The organism is Nocardia sp. NPDC004340 (assembly GCF_053602575.1).
Genome location: NZ_JBSGDW010000006.1, coordinates 67589 through 89411, shown reverse-complemented (window position 1 = coordinate 89411; position 21823 = coordinate 67589). Strand labels below are relative to the sequence as shown.

General features: G+C 69.5%; 22 protein-coding genes. 14 read left to right on the top strand and 8 right to left on the bottom strand.

The window, feature by feature from the left end; genetic code table 11:
• Window positions 1-73: 73 nt before the first annotated feature.
• On the bottom strand, window positions 74-1297 hold the full coding sequence (locus ACWEOI_RS24360) for a glutamate ABC transporter substrate-binding protein (RefSeq protein WP_452361117.1): 1224 nt from the start codon (window positions 1295-1297) through the stop codon (window positions 74-76).
• Window positions 1298-1551: 254 nt separating this feature from the next.
• The gene (locus ACWEOI_RS24355; protein WP_433671730.1) at window positions 1552-2109 is read right to left on the bottom strand and encodes an SbtR family transcriptional regulator; all 558 of its coding nucleotides are present in this window, start codon (window positions 2107-2109) and stop codon (window positions 1552-1554) included.
• Between the two features lie 84 nt (window positions 2110-2193).
• Between ACWEOI_RS24355 and ACWEOI_RS24350 the strand changes: the two genes are divergently transcribed.
• The 3 genes from ACWEOI_RS24350 to ACWEOI_RS24340 all read left to right on the top strand — a co-directional run bounded on the left by ACWEOI_RS24350 (window position 2194) and on the right by ACWEOI_RS24340 (window position 3557).
• Window positions 2194-2616 carry a nuclear transport factor 2 family protein gene (locus ACWEOI_RS24350; protein WP_433671731.1) on the top strand — a complete coding sequence of 141 codons (423 nt, stop codon included), beginning with the start codon at window positions 2194-2196 and terminating at the stop codon, window positions 2614-2616.
• 90 nt (window positions 2617-2706) lie between these two features.
• A complete protein-coding gene (locus ACWEOI_RS24345; protein ID WP_452361116.1) occupies window positions 2707-3192 on the top strand; it encodes a MarR family winged helix-turn-helix transcriptional regulator in 486 nt (161 codons plus the stop codon).
• Window positions 3189-3557, top strand: a complete 369-nt coding sequence (locus tag ACWEOI_RS24340) for a DUF5313 family protein (protein ID WP_433671733.1) — start codon at window positions 3189-3191, stop codon at window positions 3555-3557. Before ACWEOI_RS24345 ends, ACWEOI_RS24340 begins: the two co-directional genes overlap by 4 nt.
• 22 nt (window positions 3558-3579) lie before the next feature.
• Here ACWEOI_RS24340 and ACWEOI_RS24335 read toward each other — a convergent pair whose 3' ends face one another.
• From ACWEOI_RS24335 to ACWEOI_RS24320, 4 genes are all read right to left on the bottom strand, one after another.
• Complete coding sequence (locus ACWEOI_RS24335; protein ID WP_433671734.1) at window positions 3580-4038, bottom strand: DUF4189 domain-containing protein; 459 nt, start codon at window positions 4036-4038, stop codon at window positions 3580-3582.
• Window positions 4039-4111: 73 nt separating this feature from the next.
• Window positions 4112-5065: an alpha/beta hydrolase gene (locus tag ACWEOI_RS24330; protein WP_452361115.1), complete on the bottom strand. Its 954-nt coding sequence runs from the start codon at window positions 5063-5065 to the stop codon at window positions 4112-4114.
• Between the two features lie 46 nt (window positions 5066-5111).
• A complete protein-coding gene (locus ACWEOI_RS24325) occupies window positions 5112-5864 on the bottom strand; it encodes a glucose 1-dehydrogenase (protein WP_433671736.1) in 753 nt (250 codons plus the stop codon).
• A 34-nt stretch (window positions 5865-5898) separates the two neighbouring features.
• Window positions 5899-7026, bottom strand: a complete 1128-nt coding sequence (locus ACWEOI_RS24320; RefSeq protein ID WP_452361114.1) for an LLM class flavin-dependent oxidoreductase — start codon at window positions 7024-7026, stop codon at window positions 5899-5901.
• Between the two features lie 197 nt (window positions 7027-7223).
• Here ACWEOI_RS24320 and ACWEOI_RS24315 point away from each other — a divergent pair, with 197 nt between their 5' ends.
• The 7 genes from ACWEOI_RS24315 to ACWEOI_RS24285 all read left to right on the top strand — a co-directional run bounded on the left by ACWEOI_RS24315 (window position 7224) and on the right by ACWEOI_RS24285 (window position 13346).
• Window positions 7224-7979, top strand: a complete 756-nt coding sequence (locus tag ACWEOI_RS24315) for a glucose 1-dehydrogenase (protein WP_357090165.1) — start codon at window positions 7224-7226, stop codon at window positions 7977-7979.
• 12 nt (window positions 7980-7991) lie between these two features.
• The gene (gene kstD, locus ACWEOI_RS24310; protein ID WP_433671738.1) at window positions 7992-9671 is read left to right on the top strand and encodes a 3-oxosteroid 1-dehydrogenase; all 1680 of its coding nucleotides are present in this window, start codon (window positions 7992-7994) and stop codon (window positions 9669-9671) included.
• A 1-nt stretch (window position 9672) separates the two neighbouring features.
• Window positions 9673-10404, top strand: coding sequence for a glucose 1-dehydrogenase (locus ACWEOI_RS24305; RefSeq protein WP_452361113.1), 732 nt, complete (start codon window positions 9673-9675; stop codon window positions 10402-10404).
• Between the two features lie 56 nt (window positions 10405-10460).
• A complete protein-coding gene (locus ACWEOI_RS24300; protein WP_379272998.1) occupies window positions 10461-11276 on the top strand; it encodes an SDR family NAD(P)-dependent oxidoreductase in 816 nt (271 codons plus the stop codon).
• Window positions 11277-11521: 245 nt separating this feature from the next.
• Window positions 11522-12427, top strand: a complete 906-nt coding sequence (locus ACWEOI_RS24295) for an LLM class F420-dependent oxidoreductase (RefSeq protein WP_452361112.1) — start codon at window positions 11522-11524, stop codon at window positions 12425-12427.
• The gene (locus ACWEOI_RS24290) at window positions 12424-12750 is read left to right on the top strand and encodes a hypothetical protein (protein WP_452361111.1); all 327 of its coding nucleotides are present in this window, start codon (window positions 12424-12426) and stop codon (window positions 12748-12750) included. Before ACWEOI_RS24295 ends, ACWEOI_RS24290 begins: the two co-directional genes overlap by 4 nt.
• On the top strand, window positions 12747-13346 hold the full coding sequence (locus ACWEOI_RS24285) for a Dabb family protein (protein ID WP_433671742.1): 600 nt from the start codon (window positions 12747-12749) through the stop codon (window positions 13344-13346). Before ACWEOI_RS24290 ends, ACWEOI_RS24285 begins: the two co-directional genes overlap by 4 nt.
• Here the strand turns inward: ACWEOI_RS24285 and ACWEOI_RS24280 are convergent, their stop codons facing one another.
• Window positions 13347-14957 (bottom strand): FadD3 family acyl-CoA ligase, encoded by a 1611-nt coding sequence (locus tag ACWEOI_RS24280; protein ID WP_452361110.1) that lies wholly within the window; start codon window positions 14955-14957, stop codon window positions 13347-13349.
• 396 nt (window positions 14958-15353) lie between these two features.
• Between ACWEOI_RS24280 and ACWEOI_RS24275 the strand changes: the two genes are divergently transcribed.
• Both ACWEOI_RS24275 and ACWEOI_RS24270 read left to right on the top strand, forming a co-directional pair.
• Window positions 15354-17519, top strand: coding sequence for a pyruvate, phosphate dikinase (locus ACWEOI_RS24275; protein WP_452361109.1), 2166 nt, complete (start codon window positions 15354-15356; stop codon window positions 17517-17519).
• A gap of 22 nt (window positions 17520-17541) precedes the next feature.
• Window positions 17542-18303 (top strand): tyrosine-protein phosphatase, encoded by a 762-nt coding sequence (locus ACWEOI_RS24270; protein WP_452361108.1) that lies wholly within the window; start codon window positions 17542-17544, stop codon window positions 18301-18303.
• On the opposite strand, the gene ACWEOI_RS24265 is transcribed toward ACWEOI_RS24270, so the two are convergent.
• On the bottom strand, window positions 18300-19397 hold the full coding sequence (locus ACWEOI_RS24265; RefSeq protein WP_452361107.1) for a winged helix DNA-binding domain-containing protein: 1098 nt from the start codon (window positions 19395-19397) through the stop codon (window positions 18300-18302). The two genes, ACWEOI_RS24270 and ACWEOI_RS24265, sit on opposite strands and share 4 nt — an antisense overlap.
• 55 nt (window positions 19398-19452) lie before the next feature.
• Here ACWEOI_RS24265 and ACWEOI_RS24260 point away from each other — a divergent pair, with 55 nt between their 5' ends.
• Both ACWEOI_RS24260 and ACWEOI_RS24255 read left to right on the top strand, forming a co-directional pair.
• The gene (locus ACWEOI_RS24260; RefSeq protein WP_452361106.1) at window positions 19453-20292 is read left to right on the top strand and encodes a family 43 glycosylhydrolase; all 840 of its coding nucleotides are present in this window, start codon (window positions 19453-19455) and stop codon (window positions 20290-20292) included.
• 111 nt (window positions 20293-20403) lie between these two features.
• Window positions 20404-21822 (top strand): L-fucose/L-arabinose isomerase family protein, encoded by a 1419-nt coding sequence (locus tag ACWEOI_RS24255; RefSeq protein ID WP_452361105.1) that lies wholly within the window; start codon window positions 20404-20406, stop codon window positions 21820-21822.
• Window position 21823: the final 1 nt, after the last annotated feature.

The following is a 21823-nucleotide window of genomic DNA, read 5'->3' as shown; positions in this document are numbered from 1 at the left end:
GGACAGTCCTTTCCTTCGACTGCCTTTCACGGTAGGTCCACCGCCCGTCCCGGCGCACCGCATTATTTCGCGGTCAGGGTTCGACGAAGTCGGCGGTGAGGCTGCACAGCTTCCAGGAGCCTTCGCGCCGGACCATGGTGCCGGTGTAGTCGACGTCCTTGAAGTAGTGCCGGTATTTCTCGGGCACATTGGTGAACGTCTCGTGGAATGCGAAGGTGGCGGAGTCGGCGCCGGATTGGGTGACGCCGGTGACGGTATTGGTGTAGCCGGCATTGCGTATTTCCGGGCCCAGAGTTTTGTCGTATTGGGGGGTGTATTGGAAAACTATTTCGTCGATGGCGTCGGCGTTCTCGGGGCAGACCAGGGAGCGGAATCCTTCCCAGTCGCGGGCATTGGAGGTGGCGGCGACCGCCTTGGCGGCTTTCACCAATTCCGGGTCGAGGGTGGTGGGGTCGCCGGGTTCGACCGCGCGGTCGGGTGCATTGAACACCGCGGGCGCGGGCAGGGGTTTGTAACTGGTCGCGGTGAGGTGCTTTTCCAGTGCGCGCCGCCAGCTGCCGTCGTCGATCATCATGCGGATGATCGAGGTGATGCGCCCCTGCAATTCGATGTCGCCCTTGCGGACTCCGACGCCGTAGCGTTCGCGGGTGAACCGGTGGCCGGACAGTCGCAGCGTGCCGGGGTGTTCGTCGGCGTAGCCGGCGAGGATGACGTCGTCGGTGGTGACGGCGTCGACGGTGCCGGTGATCAGGTCGGCCACGCACTGCGGGTAGCTGTCCCGGGTGGTGAGGCGGACGAATCGGGCGAAGCTGCGGCGGATCTTGTCGGCGGAGGTGGAGCCCTCGGCTGTGCAGACGGTGCGCCCGTCCAGGTCCTCGGGCTGGTCGATGGCGCGTTCGCTCTGCCGCACCAGCAGGTCCTGGCCCGCCAGCAGATAGGGCCCGGCGAAGGAGACCAGCTGCTGGCGGGCGGCGGTGATGGAGTACGAGGCGACGACGAAGTCGACGGCGCCGGAGCTCACGAGGGTTTCGCGTTGGTCGGTGCGGGCCTCGCGCCAGGTGATGTGCTCCGGCATGACGCCCAGCTTCCCGGCGATATAGGTCGCGACGTCGACGTCGAACCCGCGTGGTCTGCCGTCGGTGCCCTTGACCGAGAGTCCGGGTTGATCGAATTTGATGCCGATGGTGAGCGTCCGCGGTGGCGGTGGCGGCGGCGCGTCGTCGGGTTTCGGTCCATTGCCGCAGGCTGCCAGGGCTAGACAGGCTGTGAGGGCGACGGCGCGGATCGCACGCTTCATCGGATCTGATCTCCCGTTGTCAACTCCGGCGGCAATTGGTCAGCACATGGAGCATCCAAGCATCAGAGTCGGGAGAACACGCGGAATTACGGAACCATGTGCGCGATTCGCCCATGTTTCAGTTAATTCCGCAATATTTCAGCGACCATTGCTGCGCGTTTGCGAGCACGGTCGGGGGACGCGGGCGGGCGGTCACGCGCCGAACCGGTCCGGAAGGGAGTGTGGGACAGTGTTGTCCGCCCCGGAGGCGCAGGTCAGCGGTTCGTGCGCAAGCCATCCGCGATCACGGCGAAGGTGCGCTCACGCAGTCCCGGTGCGGCTCCGGCTTCGTGGACGGCGAGGAACACGCCCTTGATGATGGTCAGCAGATCGTCGACGCTGATCTCGGGCCGCACCGCCCCGGCGTCCTGGGCGCGGGAAAGCAGCGTCCCCAGCGCCTCTTTCAGATCGTGGGACACCGTGCGCGGATACTCGGCGCCGCCGGAGCGCAGCGCGTCGGCCAGATCTCGTTTGACCCCGCCCTCGAGCACCATCATCGCGAGGAATTCGAAGAACACCGTGCCGGGATCCTCGGCCGCGGTCAGTTCGCGCGCGTGCGCGGTGATCTTCTCGACCTGATCCAGGATCGCGGCCTCGAAAAGCGCTTCCTTGGTGGGGAAGTGGCGGTACACGGTGCCCGCCCCGACGCCCGCCCGCCGCGCGATCTCGTCGAGCGGCACCGAGATGCCCTCGGCGGCAAAGGCTTCCTGGGCCGCGGCCAGGACCCGCTCGCGATTGCGGCGGGCGTCGGCGCGCAGGGGTCTGTCCGTCACGTCCGACAGCCTACTCAGCCGTTGACAAGCGGGGCGCACGCCCCGATTATTAAGCGGGTCCAACGTTCCGTTTAGGAGATACTCATGACCACTTCCGTGGAAACCCCTCGTGACCTCGTGATTCGACTCTTCGACACCCTGCCCGCGCGCGATGCGGATCGATTCGCGGCCTTGCTCGCCCCGGATGTCGTGTTCGAGATGCCGTTCCTCATTCCGGGCGAGCCGTCCCGCATCGAGGGCCGCGAGCAGATCCGCGCGTACCTCGCGCAGCGCTGGTCGGGCATGTCCGGCATCGAGATTCACGCCATTCGCCCGGTCATCCACGAGACCGCCGATCCGAACACTCTCATCACCGAGATCGACGTCGACGTCACGCGCCCCGGGACCGGCCGGGCGTGGGCGCGGACGTCGGTCAATGTGATCCGGGTCGAGAACGGCCAGGTCACGCTGTTCCGCGACTACATGGACACCGGCCGGATCGTGGCCATGCGGGCGTCGCGGGAGTGATGTGACGCCAATTACCCACCGGGTCGTCGACGAACAGTTAGTGCATTAACTATTATTGCCCTAACGAAGACGAGCGAGGAGGGCGGAACGGTGGAGGTCGACGACCCGCTGCGGCTGGACCGGCAGGTGTGTTTCGCGCTGGCCGTGGCGAACCGGTCGGTCCTGGCGGTGTATCGGCCGCTGCTGGAACCGATGGGCCTGACGCATCCGCAGTATCTGGTGATGCTGGCGTTGTGGGGTGAGGCGCCGATGTCGGTCAAGGACATCGGCGAGGCCATTCAGCTCGACTCGCCCACGCTGTCGCCGCTGCTCAAGCGGCTGGAGGCGGCGGGGCTCATCACCCGGCGGCGGGACAGCCACGACGAACGCAACCTGGTCGTGGATCTGACCGACGCGGGCCGCGAACTGCGCACCGAGGCGGAGAAGATCCCCCCGGCCGTGGTGGCGCGGCTGGGGGTGAGTCTGGCGGATCTCGAGGAACTGCGTGATGTGCTGAACCGGGTGAATGCCGCGGCGCGGCAGTCGGTTTCGGCGGAGACAGTACGCGCCGGATCGACGAAGGGACACCGGAAATGAAGCGCCCCAACCCTGCTCAGTGGCTGGCCTACACCTTCGGCAGTGTGCTGCCGGACGATTTGCGCGAGTGGGTGCGCAACGACCTCACCGGTGCGTGGGCGGTGCCCCGGCACATCGTGCGCCAGCTGGTGCCGTTGCTGCCGGTGTTCGCGCTCGCCTTCCTGCTGCCGGGCGAGCTGTGGCTACAGCTTTCGGTGATCCTGCTCGGCCTGCTGCTGGCGCTGTTCTACATCGTGGCCTACATGCCGATGAACCGTGCCCACCGATTGGTGAAGCACGGTTTCCCGGAGGATCTGGAGAGTCCGGCCCGGGCCGCGCGGCGGGCCGCCGAGCGCGCGGCCTACGAGGCCCAGTACCCGCACTGACGCCGCTGCTCGAAAGCGCTTGCTACCGAGCGTTTTCGGTGCAGGCGCTGGCGGCCACCCGGGCGGCGCGGGGCTGTGCGCTGCCCAGGTCGGGGAACGGGGGAGCGCTCTGGCCGAGCCCCGCGACCGCGTTCTGTTCGGCCTCGGCGAGGCTGGGTCCGACGGCCCAGCCCCAGGCGCCGTCCGCGCCCTGGGCGACCGCGCCGCAGCCGTCGCTGAAGCGCAGCACGATCTCGCAGTCGTAGCTGGCGCAGTCGCGGATCGCGGCGGCGTCGGCGACGACCCGGTTCGCGTCGGTGCCGGTGACCGCGGTGTTCTTCAGCCGGGACAGTGCGAGGGTGCCGTAGTACTGGGGTGCGGCGTCGGCGCTGCCCGCCAGGGCCAGGCCTGATGTGGCGAGCGCCAGGGTCGAGGTGGCCAATGCCAGGGCCGTGGTGAGCGTGGCCGCTCCGGTGACCGGGGTGGGGCGTGCAACCGGCAAGTGAGTTCCTGACGTTTCAAACGGGCGAACGCAGGTGATGCTAACCGGTCGGGCCGGGAACGAGCGGTGAAATTCAGACGACGGGCGTGCGCGCCAGCGCCCGGCGCAGCGCGGTGAACGCGGTCGCATTGGCGCGCTGGGTTTCTCGCAGATGGAAGGCCATCGACATGAACCCGTGCACGGTGCCGTCCCAGCGGTGGATCTCGGTCTCCACCCCGGCCTCGCGCAGCCGCTGCCCGTAGGCCTCGCCCTCGTCGCGCAGCGGATCGAATTCCGCGGTGGCGATGTGCGCGGGCGGCAGCCCGGTGAGGTCGGCGATGGTGGGATTGGCGTAGGGGTCGGACTTCTCGGCATCGGAGAACAGATACTGCTCCCAGTACCACCGGATGTGCGCCGCGGTGGTGAAGTACCCCTCCGCGTTCTCGGTGTGCGACGGCCGATCGCAGGCCGGATCCAGCATCGGGTACATGAGCAGCTGGAACGCGAGCTCGGGTCCGCCGTTGTCACGCGCGGCGAGGGCGGCGACGGTGGCCAGATTGCCGCCCGCGCTGTCCCCGGCCACCGCGATCCGGCCGGCGTCCCCGCCCAGGTCCTCGGCGTGCTCGGCGACCCAGCGCAGCACCGCGGAGGCGTCGTCGGCCGCGGCCGGGAAGCGGGCGTCGGGGGCGCGGCGGTAGTCCACCGACACCACGATCACCCCGGCCTCATTGGCCATGGTGCGGCAGAAGCGGTCGTGGGAGTCCAAGCCGCACAGCACGAATCCGCCGCCGTGGTAGAAGACCACGATGGCCGGAACGGGTTCGGCGTCCAGCGGCCGGTACACCCGCACCGGCACCTCGGGCGCGCCGGCCGGGCCCGGTACCGCGCGATCCTCCACTCCCGCAACGGGAATGGGCTCGACGGGGGCGGGGCGACGGGCGGCCAGGAAGGCCCGTGCTTCGACGGCGTCGAACACCTCGGTGCCCAATGCCGGGAACGCCGCGGTGGCGGCGTCGACGAAGGTCTGCCATTCGGGGGACAGGGTCATTACGGGCCTTCCTGGATCGCGCTGTGTCACTGCGGGGTTCGCGGAACTACATGCCGCGCGGGATGAACTTGCCCGCGGCCAGGCCGCCGTCGATGGCCACCTCCGCACCCGTGATGTAGGCCGAGGCGTCGGAGGCGAGGAAGGCGACCAGTTCGGCGACCTCCTCGGGCAGGCCGGTGCGCTCGAGCGGCAGGGTCGGGAAGCTGCCGGGGCCGGTGGTCAGGTAGGGCACCATCGGGGTGGCGATGGGGCCGGGGTACACCGAGTTGACCCGGATCTGGGACAAGCCCAGCTCCAGGGCGGCGACCTTGGACAGGCCGCGCAGACCCCACTTGGAGGAGCCGTAGGCGGAGTGGTTCATCAGGCCCTCGAGCCCGGACTGCGAGGAGATGTTCACGATGGAGCCGCCGCCGTTGGCGGTCATGGCCGGCAGCACCGCCTTGATGCCGCGGAACGCGCCGACCAGGTTGACGTGCAGGATCCGTTCCAGCTCTTCGGGAGTGGTCTCCGCGATCGGCTTCATGGTGTAGATGGCGGCATTGTTCACCAGCACGTCGAGCTTGCCGAAGGTGTCGACGGCCACCGCCACCGCGGCGTCCCAGCTCTCGGAGTCGGTGACGTCGTGGCGCACGAAACGGGCGTTCTCGCCGAGGGATTCGGCGAGTTCCTTGCCCTCGGCCTCGAGCACGTCGGTGATGACCACCTTCGCGCCGCGCCGGACGAACAGCGTGGCCTCGGCCGCGCCCTGGCCGCGGGCGGCCCCGGTGATCAGGGCGACTTTGCCTGTCAGATCAGCCATTTCGGTTTCCTTCTCTGTCTGGGTTGCGACGGTGCTACTGGGTGCGGAAGTGGGGGATGACCTTCTCCCCCCACTGCCGGATGGTTTCCAGGCACGCCTCCTGGGGCACGGTGCCCATCTGGATGAGGCACAGGATCTCGTCGGCCCCGGCGTCGCGCAGCCGCTCGACGTAGGCGATGGCGTCCTCGGCGGTGCCGTAGGCGTGCTCGGTGTTGAAGATGGCCGTGGCCCCGGTCTTCACCGGGATCTTGGCCTCGTGCAGGTAGGCGACGTGCTCGTCGGCGACCTCGCGCATCTTGGCGAGTTCGTCCACGCCCGGGTCCACGGCCTCGTCGGGCACCGGGCCCGCGCCGTAGTAGTACTTGATGGACTGGGCGAAGAACCGCTGCCCGCGCGCGCCGATCTGGCGGGCCCGTTCGCGGTCGTCGAGCACGATTGTCGGGCACAGCGCCGCGAAGTGGTCGTTGACGACGGTGGACACCAGGCGTTCGCCGGTGCGGGCCGCGATGGCGTCGTCGTAGATGCGGCGCAGTTCGGCGATCTCCTCGATGCCCGCGAAACCCAGGACCAGCGCGCCGATTCCGTACTCGGCCGCCAGTTTCAGTGTGTCCTTCTTGGTGCAGGCCATGAACAGCGGGGGATGCGGGCGCTGCACCGGCCGCGGCAGCAGGTGGTGCGGGTCGATGTCGAGCAGTTCACCGTGGTATTCGAATTCGCCCTCGGGGTCTTGCCAGGCGGCGGCGATCATCCGCAGCGATTCCTCGACCTCCTGGTAGGTGCGGTCGGGATCGACTCCGCACATGGAGGTCTCGACGGCGGTCGCGCCGCGGCCCGCGCCCAGGTTCAGGCGGCCGCCCGACAGCACGTCGAGCATGGCGGCGCGTTCGGCCGCGCGGACGGGGTGATTGAAGTTGAACGGCATGCAGACCACGCCGTGCCCGATCCGGATCCGCTGGGTCTGCGCGGCCACCCAGGTCAGGAAGATCTCCGGCGCGCTCATGTGGGCGTACCACTTGAGCCCGTGGTGTTCGACGGCCCAGACGGTGTCGAAGCCGACCTGATCGGCCAGCACGGCCTGCTCGACGCAGTCGCGCAGCACCTGGGCTTCGTGGGCGGCGGTGGGATCGGTCATCTGCGCTTCGAAGATCATCGAGAACTTCATCCGAGGACTCCTTGCCGCGCAGTCGGGGCCCGTCGGTGGGCGCTGCCTCACCCGTCCGGGCGTTTATGCCTAAACGGAATACAACTGCACCCATAGCCTCAGGTCATGAGGTTGTCTCAGTGGCCGGGACCACACCGTGCCGGTCTTCCGCATCGGGACTTAGCGTCGGTTGAACAGCAGCGGAAGGACGGGATCAGGTGGGACAGCTGGACGGCAAGGTAGCGCTGGTGACCGGTGGCGCCCGGGGCATGGGAGCGGAGCATGTGCGCCGTTTCGTGGCCGAGGGCGCCAAGGTCGTGTTCGGCGACGTGCTCGACGACGAGGGCAAGGCCCTGGCCGCGGAGCTGGGCGACGCCGTCCATTTCGTGCACCAGGACGTCACCAGCGAAAGCGACTGGCAGGCAGCGGTTTCCGCGGCCGTCGCCACGTTCGGCAAGCTGGACGTGCTGGTCAACAATGCCGGCATCCTGCGGTTCAAGCGCATCGTGGAGATGAGCCTGGACGAGTTCCAGACCATCATGAACATCAACGTCACGGGCGCTTTCCTCGGCATCAAGACCGCCGCGCCCGCCCTGATCGAGGCCGGTGGCGGGTCCATCGTGAACGTGTCCTCGGTCGAGGGCTTCGTCGGTGCGGCCGGTCTGTCGGCCTACAGCGCGAGCAAGTTCGCGCTGCGGGGTCTCACCAAGTCCGCCGCCCGGGAACTGGGGCACTCGGGTATCCGGGTGAACTCGATCCATCCCGGCGGCATCGCCACCCCTATGACCGCGTCCGTGGCGGGCGCGTCCGGGGTGGACGGCAACTCCTTCTTCTCCGAATTGCCCATTCCGCGCTGGGGTCAGCCGGTCGAGGTCTCCGAGGTGGCGTTGTTCCTGGCCTCGGACGCCTCGAGCTATTGCACCGGAGGCGAATTCGTCGTCGACGGCGGCATGCTGACCAGCTGCGGCTACTAAGGAACGAGATTCATGGAATTCGAATTCGACGTCGTTGTGGTGGGTTCCGGCGCGGCCGGCATGACCGCCGCGCTGACCGCCGCCTACCGGGGCCTGTCGGTCACCCTGATCGAGAAGAGCAGCCTGTTCGGCGGCTCCACCGCGCGCTCGGGCGGCGGCATCTGGGTGCCGAACAACCCGGTGCTGCAGGCCGCGGGCGTGCCGGACAGCCCGGAGATGGCCCGCACCTACCTGAAAGCCGTTGTCGGCGACCGGGTTCCGGAGGCCAAGCAGCGCGCGTTCCTGGAGCAGGGCCCGGAGATGTTCCGCTACATCGGCGCCCGCTCCAAGCACTGGGCGTTCGCCTACGACCGCGGCTACTCCGACTACCACCCGGAGTTCCCGGGTGGTCTGGCGCAGGGTCGCAGCATCGAGCCCAAGATCATCGACGGCCGCCTGCTCGGCGCGGATCTGGACAAGATCAACCGCCCGACCATGTCCGCCCCCAAGGGCATCGCGATCACGGTCAAGGACTTCCACGACCTGAACATGATCGCCCGCACCTGGGCGGGCAAGAAGACCGCCATGAAGGTCGGCGCGCAGACCGCGCTGAACATGATCAAGGGCGCCAAGCCGCTCAGCCTGGGCAAGGCGCTCGCCGCCCGGCTGTGGCTGTCGCTGCGCGACGCGGGCGTGCCGGTGTGGCTGAACACCCCGCTCACCGACCTGGTCATCGAGGGCGGCACCGTGGTCGGCGTGCGCGCCGAGCACGAGGGCCGCACCGTCACCATCAAGGCCCGCCGCGGCGTGGTGCTGGCCGCGGGCGGTTTCGAGCACAACCTCGAGATGCGTGAGCAGTACATCGACGGCCCGCAGAACACCGGCTGGACCGTGGGCGCTACGGAGAACGTCGGCGAGGGCATCGTCGCGGGCCAGAAGGCCGGCGCGGCGGTCGATCTGATGGACGACGCCTGGTGGGGTCCCTCGGTGCGCAACCCCGACGGCCCGCCGTTCTTCATGCTGGCCGAGCGTTCGCAGCCGGGCGCGATCGTGGTCAACGCCAAGGGCGACCGCTTCGTCAACGAGTCCGCGCCGTACGTGAATGTCGTGCACACCATGTACGAGGAGGAGAAGAAGGTGCCGGGCAGCATTCCCGCGCACTTCATCTTCGACCAGAACTTCCGTGACCGGTACCTGTTCCTGGGCAACTTCCCCAAGCGGCCGCTGCCCCAGAAGTACTTCGACGCGGGCATCATCAAGCAGGCCGACACCCTGGCCGAGCTGGCGGACAAGCTGGGCATCCCGGCGAACAAGCTGGCCGCCACCGTCGAGCGCTTCAACGTCTTCGCCCGCAACGGCCGGGACGAGGACTACCAGCGCGGCGACTCGGCCTACGACCGCTACTACGGCGACCCGACCGTCAAGCCCAACCCGACCCTGGCCCCGCTCGAGCGCGGCCCGTTCTACGCGGTCGAGATGGTGCCGGGCGACCTGGGCACCAAGGGCGGCCTGGTCACCGACGAGCACGCCCGCGTCCTGAACGACCAGGGCGACGTCATCCCGGGCCTGTACGCGGCGGGTAACAACTCCGCCGCCGTCATGGGCAACGACTACGCCGGCGCGGGCGCCACCATCGGCCCCGCCATGGTGTTCGGCTACATCGCGGCCAACCACCTGGCCGACGTGGAATCAGCGGCAGCGCAGGAGAACTGACATGGGACGGGTTGATTCGAAGGTCGTCATCGTCACCGGCGGCGCGCGCGGCATGGGGGCGGCCTTCGCCCGCAAGCTCGCGGCCGAGGGGGCGAAGGTGGTGATCACCGACGTGCTCGTCGAGGCCGGGGAGGCCGTCGCCGCCGAGATCGGTGGCGCCGCCCGGTTCTTCCCGCTCGACGTCACCGACGAGGCGGCCTGGAACGACGTGGTCGCGCGGACCGAGGCGGCCTTCGGGCCGGTCTCGGGCCTGGTCAACAACGCGGGCATCGTGCACGTCGACCCCATCGAGAAGCTCTCGGAGGCCGACTACCGCAAGGTGATCGACGTCAACCAGGTCGGCGTGTTCCTGGGCATGAAGGCCGTCATCGGCTCCATGCGCCGCGCCGGGGTGGGTTCCATCGTGAACATCTCCTCGACCGGCGGCCTGATCGGCTACTCGAACATCCTCGGCTACGTGGCCTCCAAGTGGGCCGTGCGCGGCATGAGCAAAACGGCCGCACAGGAATTCGCGGCCGACAATGTCCGCGTCAACTCCGTGCATCCGGGCATCGTGGCCACCGAGATGGTGGCCGCGTCCGAGCGGTCGGCGAGCATCGCGGCCAATCAGCCCATCGCCCGTCCGGCCACCCCCGAGGAACTCGCCAACATGGTGCTGTTCCTCATCTCCGACGACTCCTCCTACAGCACCGGCGCCGAGTTCATCGCCGACGGCGGCTTCACCACCCAGTAAGGCTCCGGTCCCCGGATTCGCCGGGGTTATTCGCGAAGCGAGACAAGGAAACACCCATGAAGGACTTCCACGGCAAAGTCGCTGTGATCACCGGTGCGGGAGCGGGCATCGGCCGGGCGCTCGCGCTCGAGCTGGCGCGCAACGGAGCCCAGCTGGCCCTGTCCGGCCGCAACTACGACAATGTCGCCGAGACCGTGGCGCTGTGCGAGAAGGTCGGCGCCAAGGCGCGGGCCTACAAGCTGGACGTGGCCGACCGCGCCGCCGTCTACGCGCACGCCGACGAGGTCGTGGCCGATTTCGGCAAGGTCAACATCGTCATCAACAACGCCGGTGTCTCGCTGACCGCCAATATCGAGGAAGTCTCCTGGGAAGACCTGGAGTGGATCTTCGGCATCAACTACTGGGGCACCCTGCACGGCGTGAAGGCGTTCCTGCCGCACGTGATCGCCTCCGGGGACGGCCATGTCGCCAATGTCTCCAGCATGTTCGGCCTGGTGGCCTGCCCCAGCCAGGGCGGCTACAGCTCGTCGAAGTACGCCATGCACGCGATCAGCGACGCGCTGCGCCAGGAGATGATCATCGCCGGGCACAATGTGGGCGTCTCGAGCGTCCACCCGGGCATGATCAAGACCGAGATCGCCTGGAAGGCACGGGCTGCCGCCAACCGCTCCCGCGACGACCTGGCCGCCAACTTCGACCGCCTGGCCCAGACCAGCCCGGAGGACTGCGCCAAGACGATCGTCAACGGCATCCGGAAGAACAAGCCGCTCATCCTGATCGGCAAGGACGCCAAGGCGATGAACGTCATGCGCCGCCTGCTCGGCTCGGGCTACATGAAGCCCCTGACCGCCCAGATGCGCAAGGAGATTTAACCCAGCTCGCGGGAACTCCCGTGCCCCGGTGCGTTCCGCACCGGGGCACGGCCCGAGGGGAGAGTGTGTGCAGCAGCCCCGCGCCATCCGGTGCGGGGCTACTGGACGTTGCCGGGTAAACATGCCATGACCTGCGGATGTATCCGATCTCAGTGAACGGGATCTCTCCTGATTGTGACCTCCGCAACAGCCACGATCGACGGGTGGCTCAGGTTGGGCCGTACCCGGAAGGACGGAGGCGTCCGATGCGCATCGGCATGCTCATGCCATATCTCGACGGCCTGGTGACCTCGGGCGGATTCCTACGGGAGTTCGCCGCGGCGGCCGAGGAATGTGGGCTGGAGTCGATCTGGACCGTGGAACACGTTGTGGTGGCTCAGGATTACGAGCCGCTGTACCCGTACTCGCCCGACGGCCGGATGCCCGGCGGCGGCGGTATCGGGGTGCCGATGACCGATCCGCTGGAGACCCTGGCGTTCGTGGCGGCGGCGTCGAGCACGGTGAGGCTGGGCACCGCGATGGTGGTGGCCCCGCTGCACAGCCCGGTGGTGCTGGCCAAGCGGGCGGCCACGCTGGACCGGATCTCGGACGGCCGCCTGCTGCTCGGCCTCGGGATCGGCTGGCAGAAGGAGGAATACGCGGCGATCGGCGTGCCGTTCGAGGAACGCGGCACCCGGCTCGACGACGCCATCGGGGCGATGCGGGCACTGTGGACGCAGGAGCCGGCGACCTATCACGGCAAGCATGTGTCGTTCGACGATCTGTTCTGCCAGCCGCGGCCCGAGCGGTCGATCCCGATCGTGCTGGGCGGCAACAGCGCTCCCGCGGTGCGGCGCGCGGCGAAGGTCGGTGACGGCTGGTTCCCGTACACGATCTCCTCGGAGGATTTCGCGCGCGGCGCGGACAAGATCCGCGAACTGTCCGCCGCGGCGGGACGTTCCGAGGACGCCGTCGAGATGACGATCTGGCCCGGCTCGTTCGACTTCGTCCGCGAGTTCGACGCCGACTACGTGCGCCCCTACGTCACCGCCGGTGCGAGCCGCATCGTGCTGACCCCGCCCATGTTCGGCCCGGAGTCCCTGCTCAACGGAGTGGAAAACCTTGCGGCCTACGTGGATCGGTACCGCAACGACGTGGAGTCGAAGCTGTGAACCCGGCGACCCCCGTCCGCGTGTTCGACCGCGTCGTCCTGCCCGCCGATCGCGCCGAGGACTGGCTCGCCCGGTGGCGCGGCGACTACCTGCCCGGCGCCACCGCGCGCGGCCTGCGCGCCCCGCAGGTGCTGCGTGAGCACACCGGCGCGGATTCGGTGGCCGTGCAGATCATCTGGGAGCTGCCGGGTATCTACGACTTCTACGGCATGCGAGCGGCGGCCGCCGCCGATCCGGGCGTGGCGGCCTTCTGGTCCGACACCGACGCGGTCGCCCTGACCAGGGAGCGGCACGTCATGGCGGTGCAGGAGGTGCAGGCATGACTCGCTGGGTGATTCTCACCGCCCCGCCCGCCGACGACGCCGACGGCCGGCTGGCCGCCTTCGCCTCGGCGGCATCCGCGAATCCTGCTGTGGCGCACTGCTCGGCCGGGGTCGATCTGCCGGGCAGCGCGGGCGGCCTGGGCGCGCTGTGGGACCTGACCACCGAGTCGACGCCCAGCGCGGTCCTGCCGGGCCTGCCCGGTGCGGCCGACCTGGTGCCGCTGGCCCCCGTGCACGCCCGCGTGGTCCGCCTCGACACGCCCCGCCGGGTGAAGCGCACCCTGCTGCTCACCGTCCGGGAAGGCACCTCCCCGGATACGGTGTCGCGCTTCGAATCCGACCTGATGGCCATGCCCGCCCACATCCCGGCCATCCGGTCCTGGTCGTTGAGCCGGGTCCCCGGCCACGCCCGCTGGACGCACGTCTGGGAGCAGGAGTTCGCCGACCCCGACGGCCTCAATGGCGACTACCTGCTGCACCCGTACCACTGGACGCATGTCGACCGCTGGTTCGATGCCGAGATCCCGGGCTCCATCGTGGACCCGGCGATCGCCCACCTGTACCGCTGGGCCGACGGCCCGGTGCTGGGGAACTGATCAGTCCGGGTCGCGCAGGCGCTGTTTGAGCACCTTGCCGCCGGCATTGCGCGGGAGGTCGTCGGCGAAGACGATCTCCCGCGGCACCTTGTAGCCCGCCAGCCGGGCGCGGGACCATTCGATGATGGGGGCCGGATCGGCGGCGGCCCCGGCGACGGGGACCACGTAGGCGCGGCCCACCTCGCCGAGCCGCTCGTCGGGGATGCCGATCACGGCGACATCGCGGATATCGGGGTGCCGCAGCAGGACTCGTTCGATCTCGGCCGGGTAGGCATTGAAGCCGCCCACGATGAACATGTCCTTGAGCCGGTCGGTGATGCGCAGGTAGCCGTCGGGGTCGAGGGTGCCGATGTCGCCGGTGTGCAGGAAGCCGTCGGGGTCGATGGCGGCGGCGGTGGCCGCCGGATCGTCCAGGTAGCCGTGCATGACATTGGGGCCGCGGACGGTGACCTCGCCGGTCTCGCCGGTCTCGAGGGGTTTGCCTTCCCGGTCCACGATGCGGATCTCACTGCCGGGCAGGGGTTTTCCGACGGTGTCGGCGGCCAGTTCGGCGGGGGAGTCGGGTGGGCAGATGGACACCACGCCGATCGATTCGGTCAGGCCGTAGGCGGTGAAGACGGCGGGAATGCGCAGGTCCTCGTGAATACGGCGGACCAGTTCGGCGGGGATGGTGGAGCCGCCGGTGCCCGCCAGGCGGAGCGAGCCGAGCAGGTAGTCGTCGGGGCCGGCGGCGAGCAGGTCGGTGAAAAGCGTTGGCGGCCCGGCCAGGACGGTGATGCGTTCGCTCTCGATCAGGTGGAGGGCGCCGGCCGCGTCGAAGCGTTCCATCGGGACCATGGTGGCGGTGCGTAGCAGGCATGCCAGGATGCCCGCCTTGTAGCCGAAGGTGTGCGAGAACGGGTTCGCCAGCAAATATCGGTCACGCGGGCGCAGGGTGACGACCTCGGACCACCGGGCGAAGACCTCCAGCGTCTGGCGGTGCGTGGCGAGTACGCCGCGCGGGGTGCCGGTGGTGCCGGAGGTGAACAGGATGTCGGAGATGGACTCCGGGTCGACGGCGGCGGTGCGTTCGATCGCGGACCGCGGCTCGATCACCGCGCCGGGGGCCAGGAACCCGGCCCACGAGCTGATGTCCCAGTCCGCCGCGCTCTCGCCGCGGGCGTCGTCGAGCAGGATGAGGTGCTCCAGATCCGGTAGCTCGACACCGGATTCGGCGAGCATGGCCGGATAGTCCGCGCCCAGGAATTCCTGCACGGTGCACACGGCTTTGGCGTGGCTGCGGGCCAGCACCTCGGCGGTTTCCGGGCCGCGCAGCCGGGTGCTGATCGGCACCAGGGTCGCGCCCGCGCCGAGCATGCCGAGGGCGGTCACGATCCATCGGACACTGTTGGGAGCCCACAGCCCGACCCGATCGCCCGGCTCCAACCCGGAGGCGATGGCGGCCCGCGTCACCGCTGCGGCCTCCTCGGCCAGCTCGGCGAAAGTGAGCCGCCCGGCCGGTCCGGCAATCGCGACGGCTTCGGGATATCGCCGCGCCCGATCGGCCACCAGCGCCGGAATGGTCGTCACACTTCCGACCGCGGAGATGCCGCCCGAGTGCCGCCGATCCATCCGCCCATCCTGCCCCAGCCCTCTCACCCGATCGCCCTTTTTCGCCGTGCCATCCCGCTGACCGGGCGTGCCGTACTGGACTGCCCTCCGCTTCGCTCCGGGCTGGTTCGCGGCGCTGGAGGTCTCGTTCTTCCCTCCTCCGCTCCTCCGCTTCGCTCCCCCGCTCCGTCAGTCCAGAACGAGACGCGCCGCGAACCTTTGGGTGCTCCTCCCCGCGCGTGGCGTCGGGGTGCCGGGCGGGATTCCGGTCATCGGGATGGGACTTGGGGGTGCGGGGCGTCACACGGCACCCTCGTTGTAGTGGAACCGTCGGGGGGACGGATATTGCCCGGCAGGCCGCTCGAGCAGCGGCGGAGCGCTGGAGTGCGAATGAATCCAGAATCTCGAAGGAGTGACATGACGGCCGGAACGGAGCTTGCGCAGCGCCAGGACCTCGCGGCGGGCGCGACCACCGTTGTCGAACTCGACGGCGCGTGCGGCTTGTCGCGGGACAAGATCGGCGGCAAGGCGTGGAGCATCGATCACATGCGGGCGCTCGGGCTGCCGGTGCCGCCCGCGTTCGTGATCACCACCGACGGCTGGGCCGACTACACCACCCGCGGCGCGATCGCCGAGGAGATCTGGGCGCAGGTGCTCGAGGGCATCGCCATGATCGAGCGCGGCACCGGCCGCCGCTTCGGATCGGCCGATCGCCCGCTGCTGGTGTCGGTGCGTTCGGGCGCGGCGATCTCCATGCCCGGCATGATGGACACCGTCCTCAACCTGGGCATGACCGACGCGGTGCAGCAGGCGCTGGCCGCCGAGACCCGCAACCCCGGCTACGCGGACGACACCCGCTCCCGTTTCGTGCACCAGTACCGCGAGACCGTGCTCGGTGACCCGAACGGCGTCGTCCCGGCCGACCCGTGGGATCAGCTGCGCGGCGCCATCGAGGCCGTGTTCCGATCCTGGGATTCCCCGCGCGCCAAGACCTATCGCGCCCACCGCGGCCTGGCCGACACCATGGGCACCGCGGTCACCGTGCAGGCCATGGTGTTCGGCAACCTCGACGAATCGTCCGGCACCGGCGTGCTTTTCAGCCGCAACCCCAATACCGGCGACACCCCCGTCTACGGCGAGTGGCTGGTCGGCGGGCAGGGCGAGGATGTCGTGTCCGGCCGCCTGACCCCGCGCCCCCTCGACGATCTGGCCGTCACCCAGCCCGCCGTGCACGAGCGGCTCATCGCCGCCGCGCAGCTGCTGGAGCACGACGGCCGCGACCTGCAGGACATCGAGTTCACCGTCGAGTCCGGCACCCTGTGGCTGCTGCAGTCGCGTCCGGCCAAGCGGTCGGCCCGCGCCGCGGTGCGCACCGCCGTCGCCATGGTCGAAGAGGGCCTGATCAGCGCCGACGAGGCCCTGGACCGGGTGACCCCCGACCAGGTGCGCGAGGTGCTGCGTCCCGCCTCCGGTGACACCGGCGGCCAGGAGCCCCTCGCCCGCGGCGAATCCGCCTGCCCCGGACTGGCTTCCGGCGTGGTCGTGACCGACCCCGACGAGGCCGAGACCCGCGCCGAGGCGGGCGAGGATGTCATCCTGGTCCGTCCCACCACCAGCCCCGACGATCTGCACGGCATGATCGCCGCGCGCGCCATCGTCACCGAACTGGGCGGCACCACCTCGCATGCCGCGCTGGTGAGCCGCGAACTCGGCCGCCCGTGCGTGGTCGGCTGCGGCCCGGGTGTGGTGGCCGCGCTGACCGGTAAGACGGTCACCGTCGACGGCGGCGCCGGTCTGGTGCTGCCCGGCGAGGTCGTCGCCAAGCCGGTCGAGCAGTCCGTGCTCGACGACGTGCGCCAGCTCGCCCAGTGGGCGGGCGTGGACGGCGAACAGCTGGCCGAGCGCCTGGAAAACCGTTCCGCCGCAGGCGAGAACGCCGAGCAGGAGGAAGTGACCGCCGTGAACGCTCCCGTCACCGAACTGGCCGTGCTGCGGCTGGTCGGCATCAAGGGTCGGGTGAACGCCGACAACCTGGCGCTCAGCCTGTTCGCCGACACCGCCGAGATCGCCTCCCGCTGTGAGGATCTGGTGACCGCGGGCTACTGCGCCACCACCCCGGCCGGCTTCCGCATCACCCCGGAGGGCCGCCCGCGCCTGGAGCAGCTGCTCGCCGAGGAGCGCGGCACCGTCGACGCGGCCGCCATGACCGCCGCCTACGACGAGTTCTGCGTCTTCAACGCCGATCTCAAGGTCATCATCACCGACTGGCAGATGAAGGACTCGGCCACGGTCAACGACCACGCCGACGCCGACTACGACGCCTCGGTCCTGGCCCGCCTCAACGGGACCCACCAGACCCTGCGTCCGCTGATCGCCCGCCTGGGCGGCCTGGCCCCGCGCCTGTCCCGCTACCTGGATCGCCTGGACCGCGCCGTCGAGCGCATCGGCGAGGGCGACCACACCTACGTGGCGCGTCCGATCATGGACAGCTACCACACCGTGTGGTTCGAGCTGCACGAAGACCTGATCGGCCTGTGCGGCCTGACCCGCGCCGAAGAAGCGGCGGCCGGCCGTGCCCACTGAGCCCGTAGCGACCGACGCGCCCGTGACCACCGACGCCGTGACCGGCCGCTGGATCGACTTCGCCCAGATCGACAATGTCCGTGACCTGGGCGGCCTGCCGGTCGCCGGCGGCGGCACCACCCGCTTCGGCATCGTGCTGCGTTCGTCCACCCTGCAGCAGGCCACCTCCGGCGATCTGTCGCAGCTGGTCGACACGCTGGGCCTGCGCACGGTCATCGACCTGCGCTTGCCCGACGAGGTGGAGCGCGAGGGCTACGGCCTGATCGGCGATTCGGCGGTGCACATCGCGAACCTGCCGATCCGCAAGTCGCCCCAGTCCTCCTTGGCCGCACGGGATCTCGTCCCCGACAAGACCCGCGTCGACCTGACCGCGCTCTACGGTCAGCTGCTCGGCGGCAGCGGCGAGCACATCGTCGAGTCGGTGCGCCTCATCATCGATCCGGCCCGCCACTCGGTGCTGTTCCACTGCGCCGCGGGCAAGGACCGCACCGGCGTGCTGGCCGCGGTCCTGCTGGACGCGGTCGGCGTTCCCGCCGAGGCGATCGCCCACGACTACGCCCTCACCAACGAGCGCATCCAGAAGGTCCGCGACCGTCTCGACGCCCTCCCGTCGTACGAGGGCCTGCCGCAGACGAACACCGGCATCCTCGCGGTCTCCCCGGAGGTCATGCTCGGCTTCCTGGCGAACCTGCACGCCGAGCACGGCGGTGCGGCCGCGTGGCTGCTCGCCAACGGCCTCACCGAGTCCGAGCTCGAGCGCCTGCGCGAGGTCCTCGTCGCCTAAGCGGCCCGCTGCTCGAACACCACGTCGCCGCCCTCGCCCGGGGTGATGAACGGCAGCAGCCGTTCCGCCTCGGCGCGCAGGGCGGCTTCGTCGTCCGCGGCCAGGGCGTGCCACGGCGTGATCCGGATGGTCGACCCGTCCACATCCCACCGGCCGTGCACGAATCCGTCGATCAGGTACATCGGCACGCCGCCCGACGCGATCTTCGCGATCCGGGCCCGATCCTCGTCGCGGATGATCCGCCGCCGATCCCGATGCCCGAGGCAGGAATTGTCGAAGGCGGGCAGAAACCGCACCGGCGCAGGCGAATCCGCCGCCGCGATCGGAGCGTCCGGCACATCGAACAGCTCGCGTCCCGCGTCATCGCGGAACACCCGGAGCTCGCCCCGCATCCCCTCGACCACCTCCGCGAGCTTCGTGACCCCCGCGAACTCCTGGATATCGCCCACGGTCGCCGGACCATAGGCCGCCAGATAGCGCCGGACCAGAGTCCGCGGCTCCGGCCCCGCCGCCAACGGCCCGCCCACGATCTGCTCGGCCAGCGACACCGACACCGACCGCCCACGCCACGCGCCCCACGCTCCCGCGCCGGGGTGATGCACCAGGGGCTGGACGACGCCGAGCCCGTGGACCAGGTCGCGTGCCCCGCGTCCGGGGAACCGCTCCGACAGCAGCTTCCCCAGATCCCGCCGGGAGACGGCCCTGCCGTCCAGCAATTCCTCTCCGGCCGCGCCGAATTCGGTGATGTCGAGGCCATTCATCGCATCGCGCAGGTAGACCGAGCGCAACGTCGGCTCGACGGCCGGTCGTACGGTCGGATACAGCCACCGATAGTCCTGGGCGTCGGTCAGATGCACGGTGCGCCGAATCGAGGTGGCGCGCACCACGGTTCGCTGCTCCAGCAGCGCCGACAGCTCCTCGTGCCGGAACCCGCTCAGCCGCGACCACAATCCCACGTACGGCCAGTTCGGCTCCTGCCCCTGCACCGCGACGAGGTGCCGGATCAGGTCGGCGACGGGCATCGCGGTTCGTTCGTGCAACCGCTGACGCAGCAGCAGGGTGCGGTTTAGGGTTCGCAGCGAGAGTTCCGGCATGAATCCATTGTCGACAGCGACTAGGACAGTTCTTGTCCTATATGGAGGACGGGTTATGGGCACGGTGCGGGCGGGGGAGTTCCGGCACGTCTACGACCCGACCGAGGCCGGTCAGCGGTGGTATATCAACGATCATTCGCTGATCAGGGATGCCGGGGGACGGTGGCATCTGTTCGGGATCACGCATCCGGAACCGGCCGATCCCTTCGACGAGACCGAGTTCGCGCACGCCACCGCGGACGATCCGCGCGGGCCGTGGACCAAGCATCCCTCCGTGCTGGCGGTGGACCGGGAGCGGGGGGAGCGGCATCTGTGGGCGCCGTTCGTCGTCCACGCCGGGGACCGGTACTGGATGTTCTACGACGGCGGCGGAATCGACCGCACCGCAACGGGTATGGGCCTGGCCACCTCCACCGACCTGTTCCACTGGCGGCGGCATCCGGCGAGCCCGGTGTTCCGGGACGGCTACGACGCGCGCGACCCCATGGTGCTGCGGATCGGCGACGAGTGGGTCCTGTACTACTGCGCCACCAGCGCCCCTGCCGGGGGAAATCATGTCGTCGCCTATCGGACCAGTCCGGACCTGGTGCGGTGGAGCGAGCGCCGCATCGCCTACACCGATCCGACGACCGGGACCGGGGCGGGCAATACCGAGTCACCGTTCGTGGTGCGGCACGGGGACGCCTGGTACCTGCTGATCGGTCCGCGCCCGGACTACGTCGGCACCGAGATCTTTCGTAGCGACAATCCCTTTCACTTCGACACCTCCGACCGCGTGGGCCACATCCGGGCCCACGCCGCGGAGGTGATCACCCATGACGGCGGCCTGTGGGTGACGCATGCCGGGTGGGGGCAGGGTGGAGTCGCGCTGGCGCCCTTGATCTTCCCGGACTGACCCGAAAATCCGATTTCGGGCGTGGCGGGCGGTCTGAACTGGGATTCTGGACGGTGAGTCGAGAGTCCCACCCAGTGCTGACGATCAGAACGTTGCGGGGAGGCAGGCACCATGGCCCGAATCGGCGTGATCAGTCTTTCCGACGGCCGCGACTATGTGCACGGCGGCATCGTCGGATTCATCAAGACGGCGGAAGACCGGCTGGTCGCCGAGCTGACGGCCGCCGGACACACCGTGATTCGGGGCCGGGAACCGGTCGCGAGCAATGACCGGGCGGTCGAGGTCGCCCGGCGGGTGGAGGCCGCGGGGGTGGATCTGACCGTGCTGCACTACGCGGTGTGGGCGTTCCCGCACTTCACCATGCTGGCGGCGGGCGCGCTGCGGGGGCCGCTGCTCCTGTTGTCGAACATCGACCCGGTGCAGCCGGGCATGGTGGGGATGCTGGCCGCGGGCGGGGCCCTCGATCAGATCGGGCGCGAGCACGCCCGGCTGTGGGGCGACCCGGCCGATCCGGAACTGATCGCGGCGATCGGGGTGCGGTCGCGGGCCGCGGCGGCGGTCGCGGGACTGCGCGGCAGCACCTTCGGGCGGTTCGGCGGGCGGCCCATGGGGATGAACACGGCGGTCGCCAATACCGATCAATGGCAGCGGGTGTTCGGGATCGACGTGGAGGAGATCGACCAGTGGGAGATCGTCCGCCGCGCCGACCAGGCCGATGCCGGTGAGGCGCGGGCGGCGCGAGAATGGCTGGAGCGCAATACCGCCGGGGTGCACTACGACGGGGTCAAACTGACGCCGGACCTGCTGGAGCGGCAGCTGCGCTCGTACCTGGCGGTGCGGGATCTGATCGCGGAATGGCGGCTGGACTTCTCCGGCATCAAGGGCCAGCCCGAACTGACCCAGTACTTCGCCACCATGGACGTCACCGAGGCCTTCCTCAACGACCCCTACGACTGGAACGGGCCCAAACAGCCGCACGTCTGCGCCACCGAGGCCGATATGGACGGCGCGCTCACCATGCAGCTGCTCAAGCAGATCTCCGGCACCCCCGTGCTTTTCGCCGACGTCCGCCATTATCACGCCGACCGCGACATCTGGGATCTGTGCAATTCCGGCCAGCACGCCACCTGGTACGCGGCGCGCAGCGACGATCCGGCCGAGAACCTGGCCCGGGTGCACCTGTACCCGGAGGTGTTCTTCTTCCCGGCGGGCGGCGCGTCGGTGCACCACCTGGCCGCGCCCGGCGAGATGACCTTCGCCCGCCTCACCCGCCGCGACGGCGACTACCGCATGCAACTCATGCTCGGCGCGTTCGAGACCTACGACGACGCCACCAACGAATCGCTGATGAAGCAGTCCACCTGGGAATGGCCGCACGCCTTCGCCAGCCTGGACGCCGACGCCGGGGATTTCCTGTCCCGCTTCGGCGCCAATCACATTCACGCCGTCCCCGGTGATCAGCGTGCCACCGTGCGTGCGGCCTGCGAGCTGCTGGGCGTCACCCTCGACGAGTTCACCCGGGTGGCCTGAC